Genomic DNA, 19,352 nt, shown 5'->3' on the forward strand with positions numbered 1-19,352 from the left:
CTTTACATACCCACACTTTAATGAAGGACTAGGCCATTTAAACCTAGTCCTACATAACTTTAACTTTGCTTCACATACTTAATTGTATGAAATGACGTCTCATTAAATAATTGCAAGTTTTCCCCATCATAATCTTGAACTTTATATGCTATTTTCTTTTTTTGAATTGTATCTTCTACACCGTCTACTAAACGTTTATTGAGATGTAAATAGATTGTAAAAGCTTCCTTATCATATTCCCAAGTTCCTTCAATATAATTCTTTTTATTTGGATACTCACCTTTACCATACGTTTCAAATGTCTTATCACCTTTTAAAATGAGTGACATATTGAAACCGTCTGTTCCTTGGAATCCCCAATTACCGATTAATTCCGTACCATCTTTCACATTCTTCATAACGTTATCTGTATTAATTCCAGCTTTCTTATCTAACTCTTTCAAATCTTTCATAGATACTGTACCGTCACCGATTTTAATATCCCCTTCAAGATCTTTGAATGCCTTAAGCCAGTAAATATCTCCTTCTTTCACTAACTTTTCAGATTTCTCTATTAACTCTTTATCAGTCTTATCACCTTTTTCTCTTTTTTCTTTTCTGGTGAAGACTTCATTTATTAAAGAAAAAGACTCTCTAAAATAACTAATTGCTTTTTCAAAATCTTTTTGTTGGTTTACATACTCTGTAGGGGGATCTATCGACTCAAATTTATCTAACACTTTATTTAATTCTTTCACACTATCTACTATATCTGATTTCTTTTTCTTACCGTCAAAAACCTCTCTTGTAATATTGTTATGCTCCGCAAACAACTTATCAAACTCTACCCCTAATTTATACACTTTATTAGGATAGTCTTCCTTTGAAACTTTTTCTTTCTTACTATTAGACTTCGATTCTTTTACTTTAGACTCTTCCGTTTTCTCCTGTTTAGAAGTGTTCGTTTTCTCAGAAACTCCACAACCAAATAACAACATGACCGGAACTGCTACCCCTAGTAGTTTCTTTGCATTCATGACTGATTTCTCCTTCTACTTGAATAGATTACTCTTGCTATACCCATCCTCTTTTTTTATCTTGTAATTAAAGTTACAATCGCAATAACTCCTAGAATCGGTCCCCAATATTCCATTTTTATAAAAAATAATGAGTGCTTTTTGTTAAACATAACTTTTTCACCAGTTTCGGTATCTATATAAACTTTCCCATCTGGCTTATTAATATATTTACCTAAATACCAAGACATAATCCCTGATATAATAAACATTACCGCCATTGGCCAACTATGGTCTTGAAAATATGTAGCGTCCCCCGTTATAGATCCAAAGATAGCCTTACCCAAAAGAGTATTAATAATTACAATAATTGCGACTAAAAAACCCCAACCAGACCAAATAATCATCTATTTCTCCTCCTAAAGCGTACAACTTTGTACTTTATGTTAATTTGAACTGCAAACGAAAACGTTTAAAAAACCGAATATTCAGACGTTAATAATTATATTTAGCTTACATTCGATTCTAACTTTAATGTTCTAAATGCAAATGAACCAGATATAATTTGTAAAATTGTCGGAATAAGTAAAAAGAATAATGACATAAATAACATAACTATAGGAATCACAATCATACAAACTCCATAAACTTTATTATTAACCTTGTTTACTAAACACGATAAAATGAACAACCCTATTTGAACCGTTAAAATAATAGAGTAATAAGCTAAAAGTTCGTAATCAACACCTTCCATAATATTAAACGCTACAACTATTAATATTATAGAAATAATAATTCCCAAAATGCCACCAATTAAACCTAATACAAATTCAGGCGTTCTTTTCAATTCAATCCCCCTTTTATGAACCACTAACTGCTTGTATATTTTTCCCATTCAACATCATACCAAATATTTATTGGAAAAACTATACAAATCATTTTTATTCTACTGTACTTTACTTCTAACTATAGATAACTTGTAGCAGTTACAAAATTAAAACCTTCACAATTACTTATTGAATTGTCATATTGAAAATTATAAATTAAAACGATAGAATTATAGGATTTCTTTAATTTAACTTCTTCCTTAATTCGAGAGAGTATTTTATCATCATATGAACATCCCGTTAATAACATAGAAATGTCATCACTTGCTTCTTCTAACACTTCCTTTTCAATAAAATCCTCATCTACATCAATCATATCAATATTAAAATCAACAAAAAAACTCGCTGGTATAGCGTCTCCTTCTTCATCATACGTAACATCTATATATGTATCCAACTGATCTTGCGTTTGCATATTACCGAACCATATTGAAACCATTCCTTGTACTTCCATTAATAGCGTCCTCCATTATGAATATATATTCTCATTCAACTTACGCTTTAAAATTCATGATTTTTATAAAAACCATTTCTTCTTTCCTTTCAGTCAAATAGGATTATTCGGAAATTCATTGTCATACTTATGAATTAGCGCTTTATCATTTTCATTAATTGGTACTTCACCTAAGTATTTATGTTTCCAAATAATCATTTGATCACTAAAACTATATTCTGTTTCGAGCCAATTGGTATAATCGAAATGCATGTTAAATTCCCCACTATGTTCCAGAAACATTGTAAAAGAGTACCAAAGCTCTTGCTGATTATCTTTGAAAACATTTCTTAATTCCTTACTCAATTTATATAAAAAATCTTCTTTCCTTTCAAACTCCTCTTCATCAACTTCGTATTTAAAAGGAATTTCTACACTATACTTATAATTTTCTTTATTTCTGAAGTTGTTATAGAAAAAGTAAGTTCCCCCTCCAGCTTCTGATATTTGTGCATAAAAATAAAATTTCTCCCATTCTTCTGGAATCATGGCATAAACCGTTTCCGCTATCTCTCTATATAATCGATTCAATTTTATTTCCAATTAAATTCCCCCTATTTAATTTTCATCACTTACTTTTTCTATATTATACCATTCTTTTAATTAGCTCTTTATTTACACTAAAGTGTAATGTAGTTCATCTAAAAATCAAACCAAGTTTCGATGCCTTTAGAAAGTAGACATACCTCTTAAATACAATTAGTATTAAAATAAGAAATATGAAAGACTTAAAAAGGCTCTTACATGAAGGAAGGAAGTGCACAACTTTGGATTTTAAAACAGTTATGCAAGAACTTGAGGCTCTAGGTAAGGAACGAACGAAAAAAATATACATATCTAACGGTGCGCATGAGCCAGTATTCGGAGTAGCTACAGGTGCTATGAAACCAATCGCTAAAAAAATAAAATTAAATCAAGAATTAGCCGAAGAACTTTATGCCACAGGCAACTACGATGCTATGTACTTTGCAGGTATTATTGCCGATCCAAAAGCTATGAGTGAGTCTGATTTTGATCGCTGGATAGACGGGGCATATTTTTATATGCTATCTGATTATGTAGTGGCAGTAACTTTATCAGAGTCAAATATCGCACAAGATGTTGCTGATAAATGGATTGCAAGTGGGGACGAGCTTAAAATGTCTGCAGGCTGGAGTTGCTACTGTTGGCTTTTAGGAAATCGCAAAGACAATGAATTTTCCGAAAATAAAATTTCCGATATGCTTGAAATGATGAAAGATACAATTCATCATTCTCCAGAACGAACAAAATCCGCTATGAATAATTTCCTAAACACCGTGGCAATTTCATATGTACCACTACACGAAAAAGCAGTCGAGATTGCAAAAGAAGTTGGTATAGTTGAAGTCAAACGTGATAATAAAAAAAGCAGTTTGTTAAATGCTTCTGAAAGTATTCAGAAAGAACTTGATAGAGGAAGACTTGGTTTCAAGCGTAAGTATGTAAGGTGTTAAAAATATGAAGGTGTCAATCTAGGAGAGATTGACACCTTTTTTGTGGACATTACTAGACTAACGGAGCTGCAAGTTAAAGGGAACCAATCATTCATCTCCCGCTATACATCTCAACCTTCTTCTTTCAACTTATATACCCTATCTCTTTTCTCATCATCTTTGATAAAAATAAGTTTTCCTTCTGTAACAAAACCTTCTAATAGTAAACATACTTGTCCATATGCTTTAGGCTTATTCGTAGTGAATCTTTCATCGGGTATTTTACCAGATCGTATTAATCGTTCACATAGCTCAAGCGCACTTATTTCTTCAGAATCAATTAATTCTAAAATATCTTTTTGTAATGGTGATAAAGGGGCTGGTACCTTACATACCTCAGCTACCTCCACCTTTTCTTTTTCTTCTTCAAATAAATCTTCAAATGAAATTTGATTCATTACATCTTTTCCTTTCTAACGATTAATTTGTATAACATGAACTGAATCCTATAGCGTATTTATTATTATGTATTACTTACCTTTTTTCATAAATCTCAAACTCATGTACATCGTTTCATATAGTATGTTTTGATTATACCAAATATACGTTCTGTCTTCTATTGTAGAATTTTCATAACAGAAATGAAAGTAATAGTAAACATTTCTCTTCTCGTTAGTTATATAGAAAACTATGTAAAAAGTTTACATAATAAAATTATAGTGATCTGTTAAATTTCTATGCAAAAAAGAAGCACTTGTTGCCTCAAGTAGACAATCAAGTGCTTTAAGTTCATATGTTTTTAAGTAACATTAAATTTTTAAATTTTATTGTAACAGTTTGACACCTTTTATATGTCGTGACAACTACTACGTTAAAACTTACGAGTTTGTACGAGTTCGTTAGTTTTATGTCTCTTCCATGCGTTTAAATGTCATCTCGCCTAAGCTCGCACCTCTTTTTCTGTTCTATCATTGTACGTAACACTCCATGATGGTACAACCATCATGGAGTATCTATTTTCAAACACCCTATTATTTTTTCTATCCACTTCACATAAACTTTATTTTTTTAATCATGTAATTTATTTAAAAAATCAGTAAATGTATCTGCAATGTAAAATACATTCTCTCTTGCACGTTCTTCCACTTGTTCTTCTGTTAATCCTTCTTCTCGCAGCAACATTTCTTTTTCACCAGCATTTTCACGTTCCCAAAATACCACAACAGGGTTATTTTTGTCATTTTTATAGTCAAAACATATTAAATTTCCCGCTGGGTCAAAAGCAAAAGGAACTAATTCTGTTGGTAGTGTATCCTTGTAATCATCAAATACTTCCATAATATTTTCATCATCTTCCATATCGTAACTTAATAACGTTCCAAAAACCTTTCTTTTCCCTTCAACTTCAAACACCTCTGGACTAACATGCGCTCCATTATTATTCATCACACATTCTATATAATCTAAAGGAAAATTAATGTTCAATTCCTGTTCAACATTCTTTACATCTTCTCGTATAATAGGTTCATCTGGTGATCTCCATTGTACCTTACTCATCTGATTCCATCCCCCCATAATGCATTTCCACCTAAATGGTTAACTTTATGCGTTTTAGACACTACTAACTGCATTTTACCAGGTACTTGATGATCCATGTCTATCTAATAAAAAAGCACTCGTTGCCTTTAGTCGGCAATCAAGCACTCTAAATTCAAATAATATTTTCTAAGAGTTTAATTTATTGATTATATAAGACACACACGGAACCAATAGCAATTTTTCAACAATATTATTTTGAATTAATAATTGTATTAAACGGTTCTTAATTCAAATACCCTCTATTTTAAGCCCTAAAATCAGTTAATCAGTACTAGATATTTTCAATATATCCCCTAATTCGCCTAACAGTTCTATGTTTTTTAAAGCCAACTCAACAGGTATGTCTTTCATTAGCACGAATGGTAATTGTTTTGATCCTTTTAATAAGTCAAACAATCCCTTTTTGATGATAAATACCTCTTGTATTTTCCTTAAATCCATAGCCCCTCCTACTGGTGGACTTACCAATATAAGATTACACAGTTTTTCCTTAAACACTTCCTGTTCTTCGTCCACACAGTCAATATCTATCGCTCCGTCATTTATCCACTGTATTAAATTCTCACTTACTGTGGTTGCATAATTCGGATCCATAATCCCCGAATCAACTTGTACTAACTCTGTTGCGTTTTCATTTACAGTCATTAACAGTATTTTGCCTCCACCATTACTTCCTACAGCAACATAACCCTTTGCATATTCATGGACTTCATATGTTTTATTCATTTCATCTATTATATCCACTCCAAATATAACGACTCCATTATCGGACACAAAACCATTTGTATGCTTTAGTAATTTTTTATAAGCATTAGGGAGTATTAATCCCATTTCCTCTTCAATTTTTTTAATTTCATTTTCATCAACTGGAGAATATAATTCATAAGTCGACAATTTTTGAACATTTATCATTTAAATCCTCCTAATCCATCAAAATATCTATATGCTTCTCGCATTACTTTTTTTGCTACTTTTAAATCTACACCCACTTCAATCATTTCTTTATAGCTAATATTAAATTCGTATATTATATCCGTACTAAAACCTTCATTCCTTCTTCTAGCTCTTTGAAGAGCGGATATTATAGCATGTGGTTCACCAGAGGTAGATTTGAGTAATATTGATGGTGCTTGTCGACTGCTATAATTATTACCGCTTGTTTTATCCCATATCTTAGCCCATTCATCTTGTATTGCATGATGCGCTTGTACCAATCCATCATTTTTGGTATTCCGAAAACCTAGAGCACGATTCTTATTTGGACTCATTTTTTTATACAAGTCAACATCTTCAACAATATAACCTCCATTTTTAAGTTGACTCCTAGTGGACCTTTGCGGAAATGCAATACCAGCCCTTTCATTAATATTAGCATGGAGCTGTTCAGAAGTTAATTCGCCATATTTCCCTCTCAAATATTCTAATCTGGATTCTCCCGTACCCTTAACCCCACCACTCTCCAAATTCGAGATCCTACTCTGAATACTCGCCTTTGAGGCATCATGGGCTTCTTGGAATTTCCCGCCATAGTTCGTTCCAGTTCTAGCGACACTTCCATCTAGTAGCATTTCTACACCTTTAACGAATGGGGTTACGGAGTCCATACCTTTTGCTAATGTATTTTCAATTATATAATACTAGTAATTTCTGTTAGCTTTAATTCATAAAAATAACTTTTATAAATTTATGGTATACATTTCAATTAAAAAAGCACTTGTTGTCCCAAATAGACAATCAAGTGCTTTAAGTTTCATATGTTTTTAAGTAGCATAAATTTGTAAGATTTATAAGATCTGTAAGTTTTGTATTAACATTACGACACCTTTTACATGCCATGACAACTACTAAGTTAAAATTGACGAGTTTGTACGGGTTCTTAGTTTAATATACTTTCCATGTGATTATATTCATCACCCAGTAAAATGTCATCTCACCTAAGCTCGTACTTCGTTTTTTCGACGTACAATGAATTAGAGAATCTATTCAAAGTTGTATAAACTCTACCTACTAAATTAGGATTTTTTTGTTTATATAAAAACTTTGCAACAGAACCTTGAAACTAAACTTCAAATCCAATTACTATCCATTCATCAACTATGTCCCAAAAATTCATATTATATCTAGGCTCTTTATTCGTCCACCATAAAGTCGCATTATCATTATTAGAATTCTTATAATCTACTGCAACATAACCACCCGTACCACTTTTAAAGAAACCAAAAGTAGTTTGTAAATCAATTTGTAAAGGTTCTTCTAACTCCTCAATAATACCCCATTCATCATCATCAAAAAAAGTTACATTTTCTAAAGGAACTAAACCCATAGATTGACTCGCATAAAAATAGAAACCATTATGAACAGTTCGATAAAAATTTCGTATTGTTGAAGGAATCTTATCCCAAGATTTTTCTAATTCTTCATTATTAAACTCATCTTTGGGATTTCCCCCTTCATAATATAGAATTTCCTCATTATCTGTTTTAATAGTGTATAAAATTGAATATCTACCATTTGTGTTCATAAGCTCTACTTCTTCAAGGTGCCTAGACAAATAAGAAATAGTGTTTCTTAATTCCACTCCTACTTGCTCTTTCCATATCGATAAAATACTCTCAACTCTCTTGTCTACGTTTTCTTCTTGAAACAATTCATACCATGAATTTGGTATTTTCCCACTATCAAGTTTATTAATCTCATGGCATGATATAAGTTGTGCATTTCTTTTATATTTTCTTAAAAAACCAAGTTTTTGTTCCATAATTCTAGCTCCTTTATTTATCTATATCCTTTTTATTTCCTTCAACAAAATCATCAATTTGTTTTTGTAATTTCATTTCTAATTCTTTTTCCTTCTTTATCATTTCTTCTCTAAACTTAGGATCAACTTCAATTTTTTCTTTCTTATAAATTGTCCAATCAGAATAAGATTTAGATCCCTTAGATTTATTGGCTGCTTCACTTAATCCTAGAAAATTCTCTTCATTGTTTAAAACCTTAAGTTGTTGTTCTTTCGTTAATTTATCGAAATTTTCCATCTTTGCTATATTTTTCATTGACACGATATGATCAGCTTGAAGTCTATCTGTAATATACTTACCAGGTAAAGCAGGGTCAGGCGTTCCTATTTTATCCTCAATGCCCTCATTAACTTTTTCCCGTAGCTTTGCAGTAGGCGTTCCATCTCTTAATTCATCATATAATTCCTTTGAGATTCTTCTTTCCCCGTATCGAGGCGGTGTTCCAATATCACCCGTAACCTTAACCCCACCACTCTCCAAATTCGAGACCCTACTCTGAATACTCGCCTTTGAGGCATCATGGGCTTCTTGGAATTTCCCGCTATAGTTCGTTCCAGTTCTAGCGACACTTCCATCTGGCAGTATTTCTACACCTTTTACGAATGGGGTTACGGAGTCCACACCTTTTGCTAATGTATTTCCAATTATATAATACCAGTAATTTGGGTTAGCCTTAATTCACAAAAATAATTTTTATAAATTTATAGCATGCCTATCTATAAAAAAGCACTTGTTGCCTTTAGTAGACAATCAAGTGCTTTAAATTTATATGTTTTTAAGTAGTATTAAATTTGTAAGTTTTTTAGTAACAGTTCGACAGCCTTACATGTTGTGACAAATCCTAGGTAAAACTTACAAGTTTATATAAATGCATTCTACTTGTAGTTATTGCTTAATAAATATAGAATACATTGTTTTATTCTCCTATTAACTTCTTCCTCATTTTATGTGTTTCTAAATCTGCTAATCTAACAGGAATAGGTAAATGACTCTCATTATTAATACAGTTCATAACAATTTCAGTACTTGTATCTAAATCAATCCAGTTCCCACAAGAAACAAAAATAGGTTAAACACTTTGTCGTACTTAAAGTTCAACCATAGATTTCTATTGTTCATCCTTAAATTTCAATTGTGAAATGAGACTTTCTAAACTATTAGTTATTCGTTTATACTCATTTAATTCGAAATCTTCAACTAAAATTTCACCTGTATTGTTGTCTAGCACTATTAACATGCCATTTGATTCAAAACCAATTGGGATAAATTTAAAAATATCCTCTTTAGATTCTGCATAGTCTTTGACAAGTGAAATAAAATAATCTGGTTCAATCCCTGGAATAACGGGGTGCAAATTAATATTATAAGAAGAAACCCATCCCGTTAATTCTAAAAACCAATATGAATTGAAATACTGCTTCACCGAATCATGTAACTGAACGTTATATTGACTTTCAATTTCATCAAAGGAAAATTCCACTCCCTTCTCTATTGGTTTCCAAGAAATATATCCATATTCATCTTCTTCACCCGAATATATAAATTCATCTACATCTTCATTCCATGCTATTTGCGGTAAGGAATTGTTGTACTCCATCCATTTATCTATAAATTTTTCAAAATAGTCTTTCATAACCTCTTTCATATTAGAAATCACTCCTTAATAAGTTTCTGTAGTAACTCTGAATAAATTTTATCTTTCCCCCATATCCCTGCCTCTTTTTCTATATTATGAATTCCACCGGAGCCTGGGTGTAGTTTTTGGGGCACTGGAAATGCTTGTCCACCTCCACCAATATGATGATGAACTAATTTGTCCCCCCTAACACCTTTAACATCATATTGAGAGAAATATTCCCTAAACACCTTATCTTTAACAGGACTATCAGTAAAAGGATTCCTACCTTCTATTATTGCTCTATTATTCGGGCTGAATGCTTCTGGATGTCGATCAAGGAGTTCACTCCAAAAATACTTTAAATCACGTCTCCATCCTTCTGCATTAGTGTACTTTTCGCCTTTCCCAACAAAAGGCATCTCAACGACTGTACGTTGATCTGCAATATAAACTGGATCTATATTTTGAAGTTCTACACCACGATATGTTCTAATAGGATTATCAATATCACCCGTACCCTTAACCCCACCACTCTCCAAATTCGAGATCCTACTCTGAATACTCGCCTTCGAGGCATCATGGGCTTCTTGGAATTTCCCGCTATAGTTTGTTCCAGTTCTAGCGACACTTCCATCTGGCAGTATTTCTACACCTTTAGCGAATGGGGTTACGGAGTCCACACCTTTTGCTAATGTATTTTCAATTATATAATTTTCACGACTTAATCTATCTAACAATCCTTAAAAATAATCTATATTGATTTTCACTTATTTATCAATCTCTAATATCTCTAAGAAAAAAGCACCCGCTACCAATCATAGGTTTTCGAGTGCTCAAATGTATATAATCCCCATCATATTTAAATCATTTTTAAGATTTGTTCCTTCACATTTTCATCAAATTTGGCTCCTTCTACCTTTGCTCCTGTCCAAACTACATTGTCAAGTTTAGCACCGGTAAAATTCGCGCCCGTAAAATCACCATTTAAAAGGGTCGCTCCCGTTAAATCTGCGTCAGTAAAATCTGCATTTCTAGCGTTTACTTCTGATAAATTAGCATCTTCTAAATATGCTTTTTCAAAGTTACCTTCTGTAAGATTCGCGTTGCTGAAATTTGTTCCTGTACAATCAGCCTGTTCCGCATTGATTCCTGCCAAATTTGCATGGCGAAAAGTAGCATGATTTAATATCGTTCCAACTAATTCTCCATATGAAAAATCAACTTCATCAAAACATGTTTCAAAACAACTACTTATATTTACCTTTGCATATTTCATATTGGCTTTAGAGAAATTAGCTTCACCAAATCTACAATCTGCAATATGTATTTCCTCTAAATTACAGCTCCTGAAATCAGCAAACTCAAAATCACAATCAAAAAAAGATGCTCTCATTAGTGAAGAAGCTCTTAAATGGACTTGTTTTGCCATGATTCCCTCTGCCATCACCTCTGACAAATCTGAAAAAGTAAGATCTAAATCACTCATATCTAGTCCATCTATAACCTCATCATTGTATTGAGATCTATTTAATATTTCCATGACTCTTATTCTATCATTACCATTCTCATTCATTATTACGATCTCCTTTCATTTAGCTTTTCAGATAGTCCTTCCAAGCAATATTTGGAGAATAAGTTACACCCATTTGATCTTCATCAAAACTTGGTATAGCCATTACTTGTGCTGGTTCCAAATACTTCATTACTTGTAGCCAATTATCAAGTAATGTATCACTATCACTCCCTAATGGATTATTTAAAATATCAATACAAAGCCCACCCCAATCTAGCTCAGATACCACAGCTGGACTATTTTGTAATAATTCCTTATCAAACATTTCTAAAATATGACCACTAAAGTATGTTCTAGCGCCTATCCCTAAGGGACCGTTAGGAAGAAACCTAACCGGTATTGGCTGGGAAGATATTTCCATCCACATCTGTAAACGTTCACGGTCGGTATTCCACGGATATGATAAAGGCCAAAAAATTTGAGTTACTCCGTAACTTGGTTTCGCAGCTTCTGCGATTTGATCAGATAACTCAAAAAAAGCAGACCATAATTTTTTAGGTATTGATTTATGAAACTCAAACTCTAAAAATGAACGATGGCTCCAGTTAACTTGAAAACGTCCTGTGTAGTTCACAGATTTATCACGATACAGGTAAACTTCTGATACTATACGCTCTGAAACTACTTTTTCCAGAATTTCCTGACGGTTATATTCTACCCGTACCGTTTCACAGTTGCCCCAATGAGTAGGAGCAAATTTTTCATTTGACTCAAACACATCCAAAAGACGACCTAATACTTCTTCTTCGTTAAAAGATACTGTAGGATACATTGTAATTGAGAAAAAATCAGGTTTCATGTATATCCTCCTTAATACTAAAAAATATAGTCACATAATAATTTTTATTCATAGTTTTTTCCATCGCCCTCCACCAGGTAAACGTGAATTGCCCTCCCATTTATGAGTCACTTTTCCACTACTTGGGTCAGTATAGTAAATCTCACTCTTTTCTCCTAAAGGCCCACTTGGTCTTGGTTTAGGAGGAATTCCATTCAAATCGGGTTTATCACTTGATATTGTCACAATATGACTTCCACTTTTATCTTCGAGCATCTCTCTTTCAGCTCGCATTTGACTGTCATTATGAATAACGTATTCTTTGTCACTTATTTTGTGTTTGTGATCATGAACTAAATCGATTTCATCCTTAGCATTACGACCTATACTATCCGGACGCGTAAGATGCCCTTCACTGGATGTATACGTAACAACCTTGCCAGAGTTATTGTCCTCTAATGTACGATTTAGGTGTTCTCCCAAAGCTTTTCTCCCTTTTATTTCTTCTTCTCTTCCTCGCGCTTTGGCTTCATCTATTTTCATTCGATAGTATTTTTCTCTTTCCGGAGTTAACTTAATTTTGTTTGGGTTTGTCTTACTACTATCACCCGTACCCTTATCAGATGGATTTACAAATTCAATATCTTTAGGAAAAGACCTCAATGGTATGTACGATAGGAATAACCTTCAAGATTAATTTTTCCATTTGCATAAAAAAACAGCAGAGATTTCTAGTACCTATCTCTACTGTTTTTTCATTAACTTCCAAAACGAACTAATTTTTCATACTCTGTTATGTGTATTTATAACAAATAGTAATGCTTAAATTGCAACATCTTGGTATCCTACCCTAGCTACTTCTTCATTTATTAGACGAATACCTACCCCATTTTCCATGTCCCATGTACAATCAAATGTTAGTCCAATATATCTGCCTTCAAAGCGTCTAGCAGATGGGACATAAATCCCCACTAGCCTGATCCTTTCAAGAAGCTGATCAATCGTTTCAATTAAAGGATAATTTTCATTATATGAAACATCATACCCAAGCTCATGTCGTTTTTGCTTGTAATAATCTAAAATTGGTTGCAAAATACTTTGTTGAAGATGCCCCCAATTTTGTATTAAAGAATTATACGAAGCATACTGTTTTTCACTAAATTCACCATCTTCTTCACCATCTATCATCAAAGCAATATCGGCTTCTTTGCCGCAAAACTCAATGGTAGTATCTCTACTCCAGACATAATCATATTCAAGCTCACCAAAAACTTCATCATTTATTTTCATTTTAAATTTTCCCCTTTCTATTTATTGGCAAATTCCCCTGGCTTAAACGCTCCTGCATTTATCTCTCCTACGCCGCCAAGATGCCCAAATTTGCCATTTATTTCTGATGGTACAAGTTGGATAGTCTTCACATCATTTAATTCGTGCCACGTTAACTTGTATTCTTCTCGATAATCTGCAATGTCTCCCGCTTTAATTTTCCCAGGAGTCATTCCAAATTTGCTTGCCAACTCTGGTGAATTGTTAAGCTGTTCAGCCAACTTTTGATCTGCTTGTTTAAAATTAATAGTTCTAGCTTTTGTTCCGTGCTTGCCGGTCCCGCCTAACATGTATTCAATTTCAAATTGCGCTTTTGCTACTGGTGAAAAATCAGGAACTCCATTTTTATACTCAATTCCATTAATACCAGCTTCATTTAAGATTTTCTGTAACGTAGGATCTGGTGGTGGTTTTAGGGTACATAAAGACTCACCTCTAACCCCTTCAAAAACGACATTTGAATTCGTTTCTGCGGGTGTTTGCTTGAATCTTGATTCATATGTACTGGCAAATTCCTCTTGCTTGAAGGCTGGTGGAACTTCAGCCTCTCTATTACCCGTACCCTTAACCCCACCACTCTCCAAATTCGAGACCCTACTCTGAATACTCGCCTTTGAGGCATCATGGGCTTCTTGGAATTTTCCGCTATAGTTCGTTCCAGATCTAACGACACTTCCATCTGGCATTATTTCTACACCTTTAACGAATGGGGTTACGGAGTCCACACCTTTTGCTAATGTATTTTCAATTATATAATACTAATAATTTATGTTAGCCTGAATTCATAAAAAATAATTTCTAAAAATTTATAGCATGTCTATCTAATAAAAAAGCACTCGTTGCCTTTCGGAGACAATCAAGTGCTTTAAGTTCATGTATTTTTAAATAGCATAAATCTGTAAGTTTTTTAGTAACAGTACGACACCTTTTATATGTCATGACAACTACTACATTAAAACTTACGAGTTTCTATCAGTTCGTTAGTTTAATATGCATTCCATGTGTTTTGAAGTATGCACTTTTTAATAGCCTACTTTTTTTCCACTGCAAATACACTTTATTTTCTATTCATCTACATATATGATTGTTATCTTTAACCAAGTACCACATTTTTTAGCATTCTCATGTATAAAGTATAGTTTTAGCATTTATAAAGTTACTGTAATCCATTTCGTATATTTGCTTAATATCTTAAATTATTAATTACAACATATAAAAGTTGGTAATTAAGGATTCTTCAATCCATTAATAAAATCCTTAAAGCTATCAGCTATTTTATACGTATTTTCTTCTTCACTAGACTGTGGAAAATAAAAAGAATGATCCCAATAATATACACCATGGTTTTCAGTATCTGTAATAAGTACAATTAACCCTGAACTCGGATCATCTCCTATGATTAAACTGGTCGGTAACATATCTTCTTCAAACTCTTCATAGCATTCACTTAAATCAAAAGTTTTTTTTACACCTATACCATACAAAACATCTAAAGGGATTTCCTGATTTAATTCTTTAACAAAAAATTTACTATACCTAACTTTCGAAGTACCTCCGTTATATTCACTTAAAAATTTTTTATAATCTTCCGGAAGTAAAAATCCTAAAAACTCTTCTAATTCTTCAATTGATTCTTCAGTTGCTTTACCAAAAGCATTTAAATTCATTTATTTCACTCCTATTTAATCTTTTAACTTCTTAGCTAATGACATTCCACCCATATGTCGAAATCTTCTATGCATCTCTTTACTAACTTCTTGCATTGTTGTTAAATCTTGATGATGGTGCCATGTGTTTTCATCTAATTTTGGTCCATTTGGAGCTAATTCATCAGCTTTAGCAAAATCAATGTCATATCTATTAAATTCACCTATCGGAACTTCTTGTCTTACCAACCCAGCAGATTTAAAGTCGGGAAAACCTCCAGGATAAGAAACTCGATTTGGAGGAATCTCCCAATCAATATAAGTCCATATTCCTTCCTCACTAATTTCGATTTTCCCACCTTTTTTCTGCCATTTTTCAGGATTTCTAGAATATAAGGGTTTAGTAGATAATTGTTCCTCTGTAAATTTCACTATTTCTGGATTTTCACCCGTACCCTTAACCCCTCCACTCTCCAAATTCGAAATCCTACTCTGAATACTCGCCTTTGAGGCATCATGGGCTTCTTGGAATTTCCCGCTATAATTCGTTCCAGATCTAACGACACTTCCATCTGGCAGTATTTCTACACCTTTAAAGATTGGGGATACGGAGTCCGCAACTTTTGCTAATGTATTTTCAATTATATAATTTTCACGACTTAATCTATCTAACAATCCTTAAAAATAATCTATATTGATTTTCACTTATTTATCAATCTCTAATATCTCTAAGAAAAAAGCACCCGCTACCAATCATAGGTTTTCGAGTGCTCAAATGTATATAATCCCCATCATATTTAAATCATTTTTAAGATTTGTTCCTTCACATTTTCATCAAATTTGGCTCCTTCTACCTTTGCTCCTGTCCAAACTACATTGTCAAGTTTAGCACCGGTAAAATTCGCGCCCGTAAAATCACCATTTAAAAGGGTCGCTCCCGTTAAATCTGCGTCAGTAAAATCTGCATTTCTAGCGTTTACTTCTGATAAATTAGCATCTTCTAAATATGCTTTTTCAAAGTTACCTTCTGTAAGATTCGCGTTGCTGAAATTTGTTCCTGTACAATCAGCCTGTTCCGCATTGATTCCTGCCAAATTTGCATGGCGAAAAGTAGCATGATTTAATATCGTTCCAACTAATTCTCCATATGAAAAATCAACTTCATCAAAACATGTTTCAAAACAACTACTTATATTTACCTTTGCATATTTCATATTGGCTTTAGAGAAATTAGCTTCACCAAATCTACAATCTGCAATATGTATTTCCTCTAAATTACAGCTCCTGAAATCAGCAAACTCAAAATCACAATCAAAAAAAGATGCTCTCATTAGTGAAGAAGCTCTTAAATGGACTTGTTTTGCCATGATACCCTCTGCCATCACCTCTGACAAATCTGAAAAAGTAAGATCTAAATTGCTCATATCTAGCCCATCTATAGTTTCATCATTGTATTGAGATCTATTTAATATTTCCATGACTCTTATTCTATCATTATTTTTCTCATCCATGATTACAAATTCCTTTCATTTAACTTTCCAGATACTCCTTCCAAGCAACATTTGGAGAATAAGTTACAACCATTCGACTTTCATGAAAACTTGGCATGGCCATTACTTGAGCTGGTTCTAAGTATTTCATTACATGTAACCAACTATCAAGTAACATATCTATATCGGCTTCTAATGGATTTTGTAAAAGGTCTATACAAATCCCACCCCAATCCAGCTCTGATACGACAGCTGGGCTATTTAGTAATAATTCCTTATCAAACATGTCTAAAATATGACCACTCAAATATGTTTTAGCGCCTACCCCCAAAGGACCGTTAGGAAGAAACCTTACCGGTATAGGTAAGGCAGACATATTCATCCACATATGTAACCGTTCACGTTCTGTATTCCATGGATAAGACGCTTTCCAAAAGATTTGCGACACCCCAAAACGTGGTTTTACAATTTCTGCGATTTGATCGGATAACTCAAAAAAAGCAGACCATAAACTTTTAGGTATTGATTTATGAAACTCAAACTCAAGATATGACCTATGACTCCAGTTAACTTTAAAGCTTCCTCTATAGTGCACTGCTTTATCACGATACAAATGTACTTCTGATACTTTACGTTCCAAAATCACCTTTTCAAGAATTTCCTCACGATTATATTCTACCCGTACAGTTTCACTGTTACCCCAATGAGTAGGAGCAAATTTTTCATTCGAATCAAACACGCTCAAAAGACGACCTAGTATCTCTTCCTGATTAATCGATACTGTAGGATACATTGCAATTGTAAAATAATTAGGTTTCATTTAAATCCCCCTTAATACTAAAAAGTAAAGTTACATACTTATCTATATTTTTATCCATATACCTCCACCAGGGATATCTGGGTGCGCTTCCCACTTATGTGTCACTTTACCACTATTTGGATCAGTATAGAAAATGTCACTCTCTTTCGCTAAAGGCCCACTTGGTCTTGGATGAGGAGGAATCCCATTCAAATCGGGTTTATCGCTTGATATTGTCACAATATGACTTCCATTTTTATCTTCGAGCATCTCTCTTTCAGCTCGCATTTGGCTGTCATTATGAATAACGTGTTCTTTGTCACTTATTTTGTGTTTGTGATCATGAACTAAATCGATTTCATCCTTAGCATTACGACCTATACTATCTGGACGCGTAAGATGCCCTTCACTGGATGTATACGTAACAACCTTGCCAGAGTTATTGTCCTCTAATGTACGATTTAGGTGTTCTCCCAAAGCTTTTCTTCCTTTTATTTCTTCTTCTCTTCCACGCTCTTGACTTTTCTTTAAATTTTCACGCTTAACATCCCACTCTTTACGTTCTAAAGGCTCTTTTGTTTCTTCACAATGACGATTATACCTAATGTTATCTGCTTCCTTATAATCCCCCCGTGCTTTGGCTTCATCTATTTTTATTCGATAGTATTTTTCTCTTTCCGGGGTTAGTTTAATTTTGTTTGGGTTTGCGTTACTACCACCACTACCCTTAGCAAGTTGATAAGCATCATCCTTAGCTGCCGTACTTGCCTTTGAAAACTTTCCAGCTACTTCTCCAACAGTTGAAGATTCTATATAAGGAAGCTTCATTCCTATTCCAGTATCCACCATCCTAACTGCTACTGGAATAGGAGTATTTTTCATAGCATCTAGTGCATTTTTTAAAGTCTTATTTTCCTTAAGCGATTGTACCACATTTTTACCCAAATTTGGATTAAAACCAGGCATTCCTTCTTTGAATTTTAATAATTTGGCTAAATCAGCTAATTCACTCGTCCCTTTGAATGCTTTTACTCCTTTTCCTACCGCTCCAACAACTGGGATTGCATCTAATCCGCCAAAAATGATGTTTCCTACCCGCTCTTCTTGGCTCAATTTCCGGTGTGTTCCCCAGTCTTCTCCGTCGATACCACTTTTTATTTGTACAGCGCCGTATACTACTGCGGCAGCGGCCCCGAGTGGTGGACAAAGGATTGTTGTGATGATGATTCCTACGCCTATTCCTATGTCTCGCACCATTTCTAGTTTTTTCTGTTCATCTTCTATCGATTTGTATTCAAACCCTCGTGTGGATGGGACCACTTTCTTGTATTCTTCATAATTTAATTTTGCATCTGGATTTTGTTTTTTTAGTTCTTCGTACTCCGCTCTCAGTACGTTATCAAATGCAGGTGAATCTTTAAAAATATCTTCTACTGTTATTTTATCTTTCTTCTTCTGTATTGTTTGTGGTACACTTCCGTAGCCCGCATGCGCACCTGGTAATACTGTCGTTGTTGTAGAGCCAATTCGGTTATTTGTTTCAAAACTGAGAATAGATGTATCTCTCATTTTTTGAGCGAATTTATCCATTTCTACTAAAAAAGGTTTATCTATATGTTCAGAGACTAATCGACCTGCTTCTCCGCAATATTTTTGTAATGTCGAATAGCTATCAAGTAATTCCCCGATTTTTTGCGATTGATCTTTAGGATTAAAATGTATACTACCATCCGAGTCTAAATCTCGTATTCTTCCATCAATTCTTTTTAATGATTCATTTGCTTCCCGTAATTTCATGAGTGCATCTTTTGTAATTCGATTCATACCATCCCCCATGTTTTGCCATGGTTCAGGTCTATATTTCACATCCATCTCGTTTTCATCCCCCCAGCC

Annotated in this window: 24 protein-coding genes and 3 pseudogenes; 1 reads left to right on the forward strand and 26 read right to left on the reverse strand. The window is 33.5% G+C overall.

Annotated features, from left to right (window positions below):
• Positions 1 to 59 precede the first annotated feature (59 nt).
• From MR136_RS06100 to MR136_RS06120, 5 genes are all read right to left on the reverse strand, one after another.
• On the reverse strand, positions 60 to 1,016 hold the full coding sequence (locus tag MR136_RS06100; RefSeq protein WP_063246250.1) for a DUF3994 domain-containing protein: 957 nt from the start codon (positions 1,014 to 1,016) through the stop codon (positions 60 to 62).
• 56 nt (positions 1,017 to 1,072) lie between these two features.
• Complete coding sequence (locus tag MR136_RS06105) at positions 1,073 to 1,402, reverse strand: hypothetical protein (RefSeq protein WP_017674154.1); 330 nt, start codon at positions 1,400 to 1,402, stop codon at positions 1,073 to 1,075.
• Between the two features lie 101 nt (positions 1,403 to 1,503).
• Positions 1,504 to 1,842: a DUF4064 domain-containing protein gene (locus MR136_RS06110; RefSeq protein WP_000831724.1), complete on the reverse strand. Its 339-nt coding sequence runs from the start codon at positions 1,840 to 1,842 to the stop codon at positions 1,504 to 1,506.
• A 119-nt stretch (positions 1,843 to 1,961) separates the two neighbouring features.
• Entirely contained in the window at positions 1,962 to 2,336 is a 375-nt protein-coding gene (locus tag MR136_RS06115; protein WP_242259285.1) for an immunity 22 family protein, read from the reverse strand.
• Between the two features lie 93 nt (positions 2,337 to 2,429).
• Positions 2,430 to 2,918, reverse strand: coding sequence for an antitoxin YezG family protein (locus MR136_RS06120; protein ID WP_017674155.1), 489 nt, complete (start codon positions 2,916 to 2,918; stop codon positions 2,430 to 2,432).
• Positions 2,919 to 3,142: 224 nt separating this feature from the next.
• Here MR136_RS06120 and MR136_RS06125 point away from each other — a divergent pair, with 224 nt between their 5' ends.
• Positions 3,143 to 3,850 (forward strand): DNA alkylation repair protein, encoded by a 708-nt coding sequence (locus MR136_RS06125; protein WP_242259286.1) that lies wholly within the window; start codon positions 3,143 to 3,145, stop codon positions 3,848 to 3,850.
• Between the two features lie 110 nt (positions 3,851 to 3,960).
• Here the strand turns inward: MR136_RS06125 and MR136_RS06130 are convergent, their stop codons facing one another.
• The 21 genes and pseudogenes from MR136_RS06130 to MR136_RS06230 all read right to left on the reverse strand — a co-directional run bounded on the left by MR136_RS06130 (position 3,961) and on the right by MR136_RS06230 (position 19,331).
• Positions 3,961 to 4,287 carry a DUF3895 domain-containing protein gene (locus MR136_RS06130; RefSeq protein WP_001071908.1) on the reverse strand — a complete coding sequence of 109 codons (327 nt, stop codon included), beginning with the start codon at positions 4,285 to 4,287 and terminating at the stop codon, positions 3,961 to 3,963.
• Between the two features lie 243 nt (positions 4,288 to 4,530).
• Positions 4,531 to 4,738: pseudogene (locus MR136_RS28535) on the reverse strand (hypothetical protein).
• A 159-nt stretch (positions 4,739 to 4,897) separates the two neighbouring features.
• The gene (locus tag MR136_RS06135; protein ID WP_031312353.1) at positions 4,898 to 5,386 is read right to left on the reverse strand and encodes an SMI1/KNR4 family protein; all 489 of its coding nucleotides are present in this window, start codon (positions 5,384 to 5,386) and stop codon (positions 4,898 to 4,900) included.
• A pseudogene (locus MR136_RS06140) lies at positions 5,383 to 5,478 on the reverse strand (HNH endonuclease); the annotation flags it as partial. The gene MR136_RS06135 and the pseudogene MR136_RS06140, both read right to left, overlap by 4 nt.
• Before the next feature lie 211 nt (positions 5,479 to 5,689).
• On the reverse strand, positions 5,690 to 6,340 hold the full coding sequence (locus tag MR136_RS06145; protein WP_242259287.1) for an SMI1/KNR4 family protein: 651 nt from the start codon (positions 6,338 to 6,340) through the stop codon (positions 5,690 to 5,692).
• Positions 6,337 to 7,032, reverse strand: a complete 696-nt coding sequence (locus MR136_RS06150; protein ID WP_124749671.1) for a hypothetical protein — start codon at positions 7,030 to 7,032, stop codon at positions 6,337 to 6,339. The genes MR136_RS06145 and MR136_RS06150 overlap by 4 nt, the downstream gene beginning before the upstream one ends.
• 455 nt (positions 7,033 to 7,487) lie before the next feature.
• On the reverse strand, positions 7,488 to 8,186 hold the full coding sequence (locus MR136_RS06155) for an SMI1/KNR4 family protein (RefSeq protein WP_000435835.1): 699 nt from the start codon (positions 8,184 to 8,186) through the stop codon (positions 7,488 to 7,490).
• Positions 8,187 to 8,199: 13 nt separating this feature from the next.
• Entirely contained in the window at positions 8,200 to 8,847 is a 648-nt protein-coding gene (locus MR136_RS06160; RefSeq protein WP_017674159.1) for a hypothetical protein, read from the reverse strand.
• Positions 8,848 to 9,142: 295 nt separating this feature from the next.
• Positions 9,143 to 9,295: pseudogene (locus MR136_RS06170) on the reverse strand (endonuclease V); the annotation flags it as partial.
• Between the two features lie 39 nt (positions 9,296 to 9,334).
• Entirely contained in the window at positions 9,335 to 9,871 is a 537-nt protein-coding gene (locus MR136_RS06175) for a SecY-interacting protein Syd (protein ID WP_000665915.1), read from the reverse strand.
• Between the two features lie 8 nt (positions 9,872 to 9,879).
• Positions 9,880 to 10,581 carry a hypothetical protein gene (locus tag MR136_RS06180; protein WP_000887068.1) on the reverse strand — a complete coding sequence of 234 codons (702 nt, stop codon included), beginning with the start codon at positions 10,579 to 10,581 and terminating at the stop codon, positions 9,880 to 9,882.
• A 122-nt stretch (positions 10,582 to 10,703) separates the two neighbouring features.
• A complete protein-coding gene (locus MR136_RS06185) occupies positions 10,704 to 11,417 on the reverse strand; it encodes a pentapeptide repeat-containing protein (RefSeq protein ID WP_001004769.1) in 714 nt (237 codons plus the stop codon).
• 19 nt (positions 11,418 to 11,436) lie between these two features.
• Positions 11,437 to 12,216, reverse strand: coding sequence for a hypothetical protein (locus MR136_RS06190; protein WP_103622676.1), 780 nt, complete (start codon positions 12,214 to 12,216; stop codon positions 11,437 to 11,439).
• Positions 12,217 to 12,264: 48 nt separating this feature from the next.
• Positions 12,265 to 12,858, reverse strand: a complete 594-nt coding sequence (locus MR136_RS06195) for a hypothetical protein (protein ID WP_017673908.1) — start codon at positions 12,856 to 12,858, stop codon at positions 12,265 to 12,267.
• 159 nt (positions 12,859 to 13,017) lie between these two features.
• Complete coding sequence (locus MR136_RS06200) at positions 13,018 to 13,485, reverse strand: DUF6985 domain-containing protein (RefSeq protein ID WP_017673907.1); 468 nt, start codon at positions 13,483 to 13,485, stop codon at positions 13,018 to 13,020.
• A gap of 17 nt (positions 13,486 to 13,502) precedes the next feature.
• Positions 13,503 to 14,210, reverse strand: a complete 708-nt coding sequence (locus tag MR136_RS06205; RefSeq protein ID WP_017673906.1) for an HNH endonuclease — start codon at positions 14,208 to 14,210, stop codon at positions 13,503 to 13,505.
• Positions 14,211 to 14,750: 540 nt separating this feature from the next.
• Complete coding sequence (locus MR136_RS06210) at positions 14,751 to 15,191, reverse strand: SMI1/KNR4 family protein (RefSeq protein ID WP_001052204.1); 441 nt, start codon at positions 15,189 to 15,191, stop codon at positions 14,751 to 14,753.
• Between the two features lie 15 nt (positions 15,192 to 15,206).
• The gene (locus MR136_RS06215; protein WP_017673905.1) at positions 15,207 to 15,845 is read right to left on the reverse strand and encodes an HNH endonuclease; all 639 of its coding nucleotides are present in this window, start codon (positions 15,843 to 15,845) and stop codon (positions 15,207 to 15,209) included.
• Positions 15,846 to 15,967: 122 nt separating this feature from the next.
• Complete coding sequence (locus MR136_RS06220; RefSeq protein ID WP_242259288.1) at positions 15,968 to 16,681, reverse strand: pentapeptide repeat-containing protein; 714 nt, start codon at positions 16,679 to 16,681, stop codon at positions 15,968 to 15,970.
• 19 nt (positions 16,682 to 16,700) lie between these two features.
• Complete coding sequence (locus MR136_RS06225) at positions 16,701 to 17,480, reverse strand: hypothetical protein (RefSeq protein ID WP_000804110.1); 780 nt, start codon at positions 17,478 to 17,480, stop codon at positions 16,701 to 16,703.
• A 42-nt stretch (positions 17,481 to 17,522) separates the two neighbouring features.
• On the reverse strand, positions 17,523 to 19,331 hold the full coding sequence (locus tag MR136_RS06230; RefSeq protein WP_000382736.1) for a hypothetical protein: 1,809 nt from the start codon (positions 19,329 to 19,331) through the stop codon (positions 17,523 to 17,525).
• Positions 19,332 to 19,352: the final 21 nt, after the last annotated feature.

Source organism: Bacillus cereus group sp. BfR-BA-01311 (genome assembly GCF_022664295.1).
GTDB lineage: Bacteria > Bacillota > Bacilli > Bacillales > Bacillaceae_G > Bacillus_A > Bacillus_A cereus.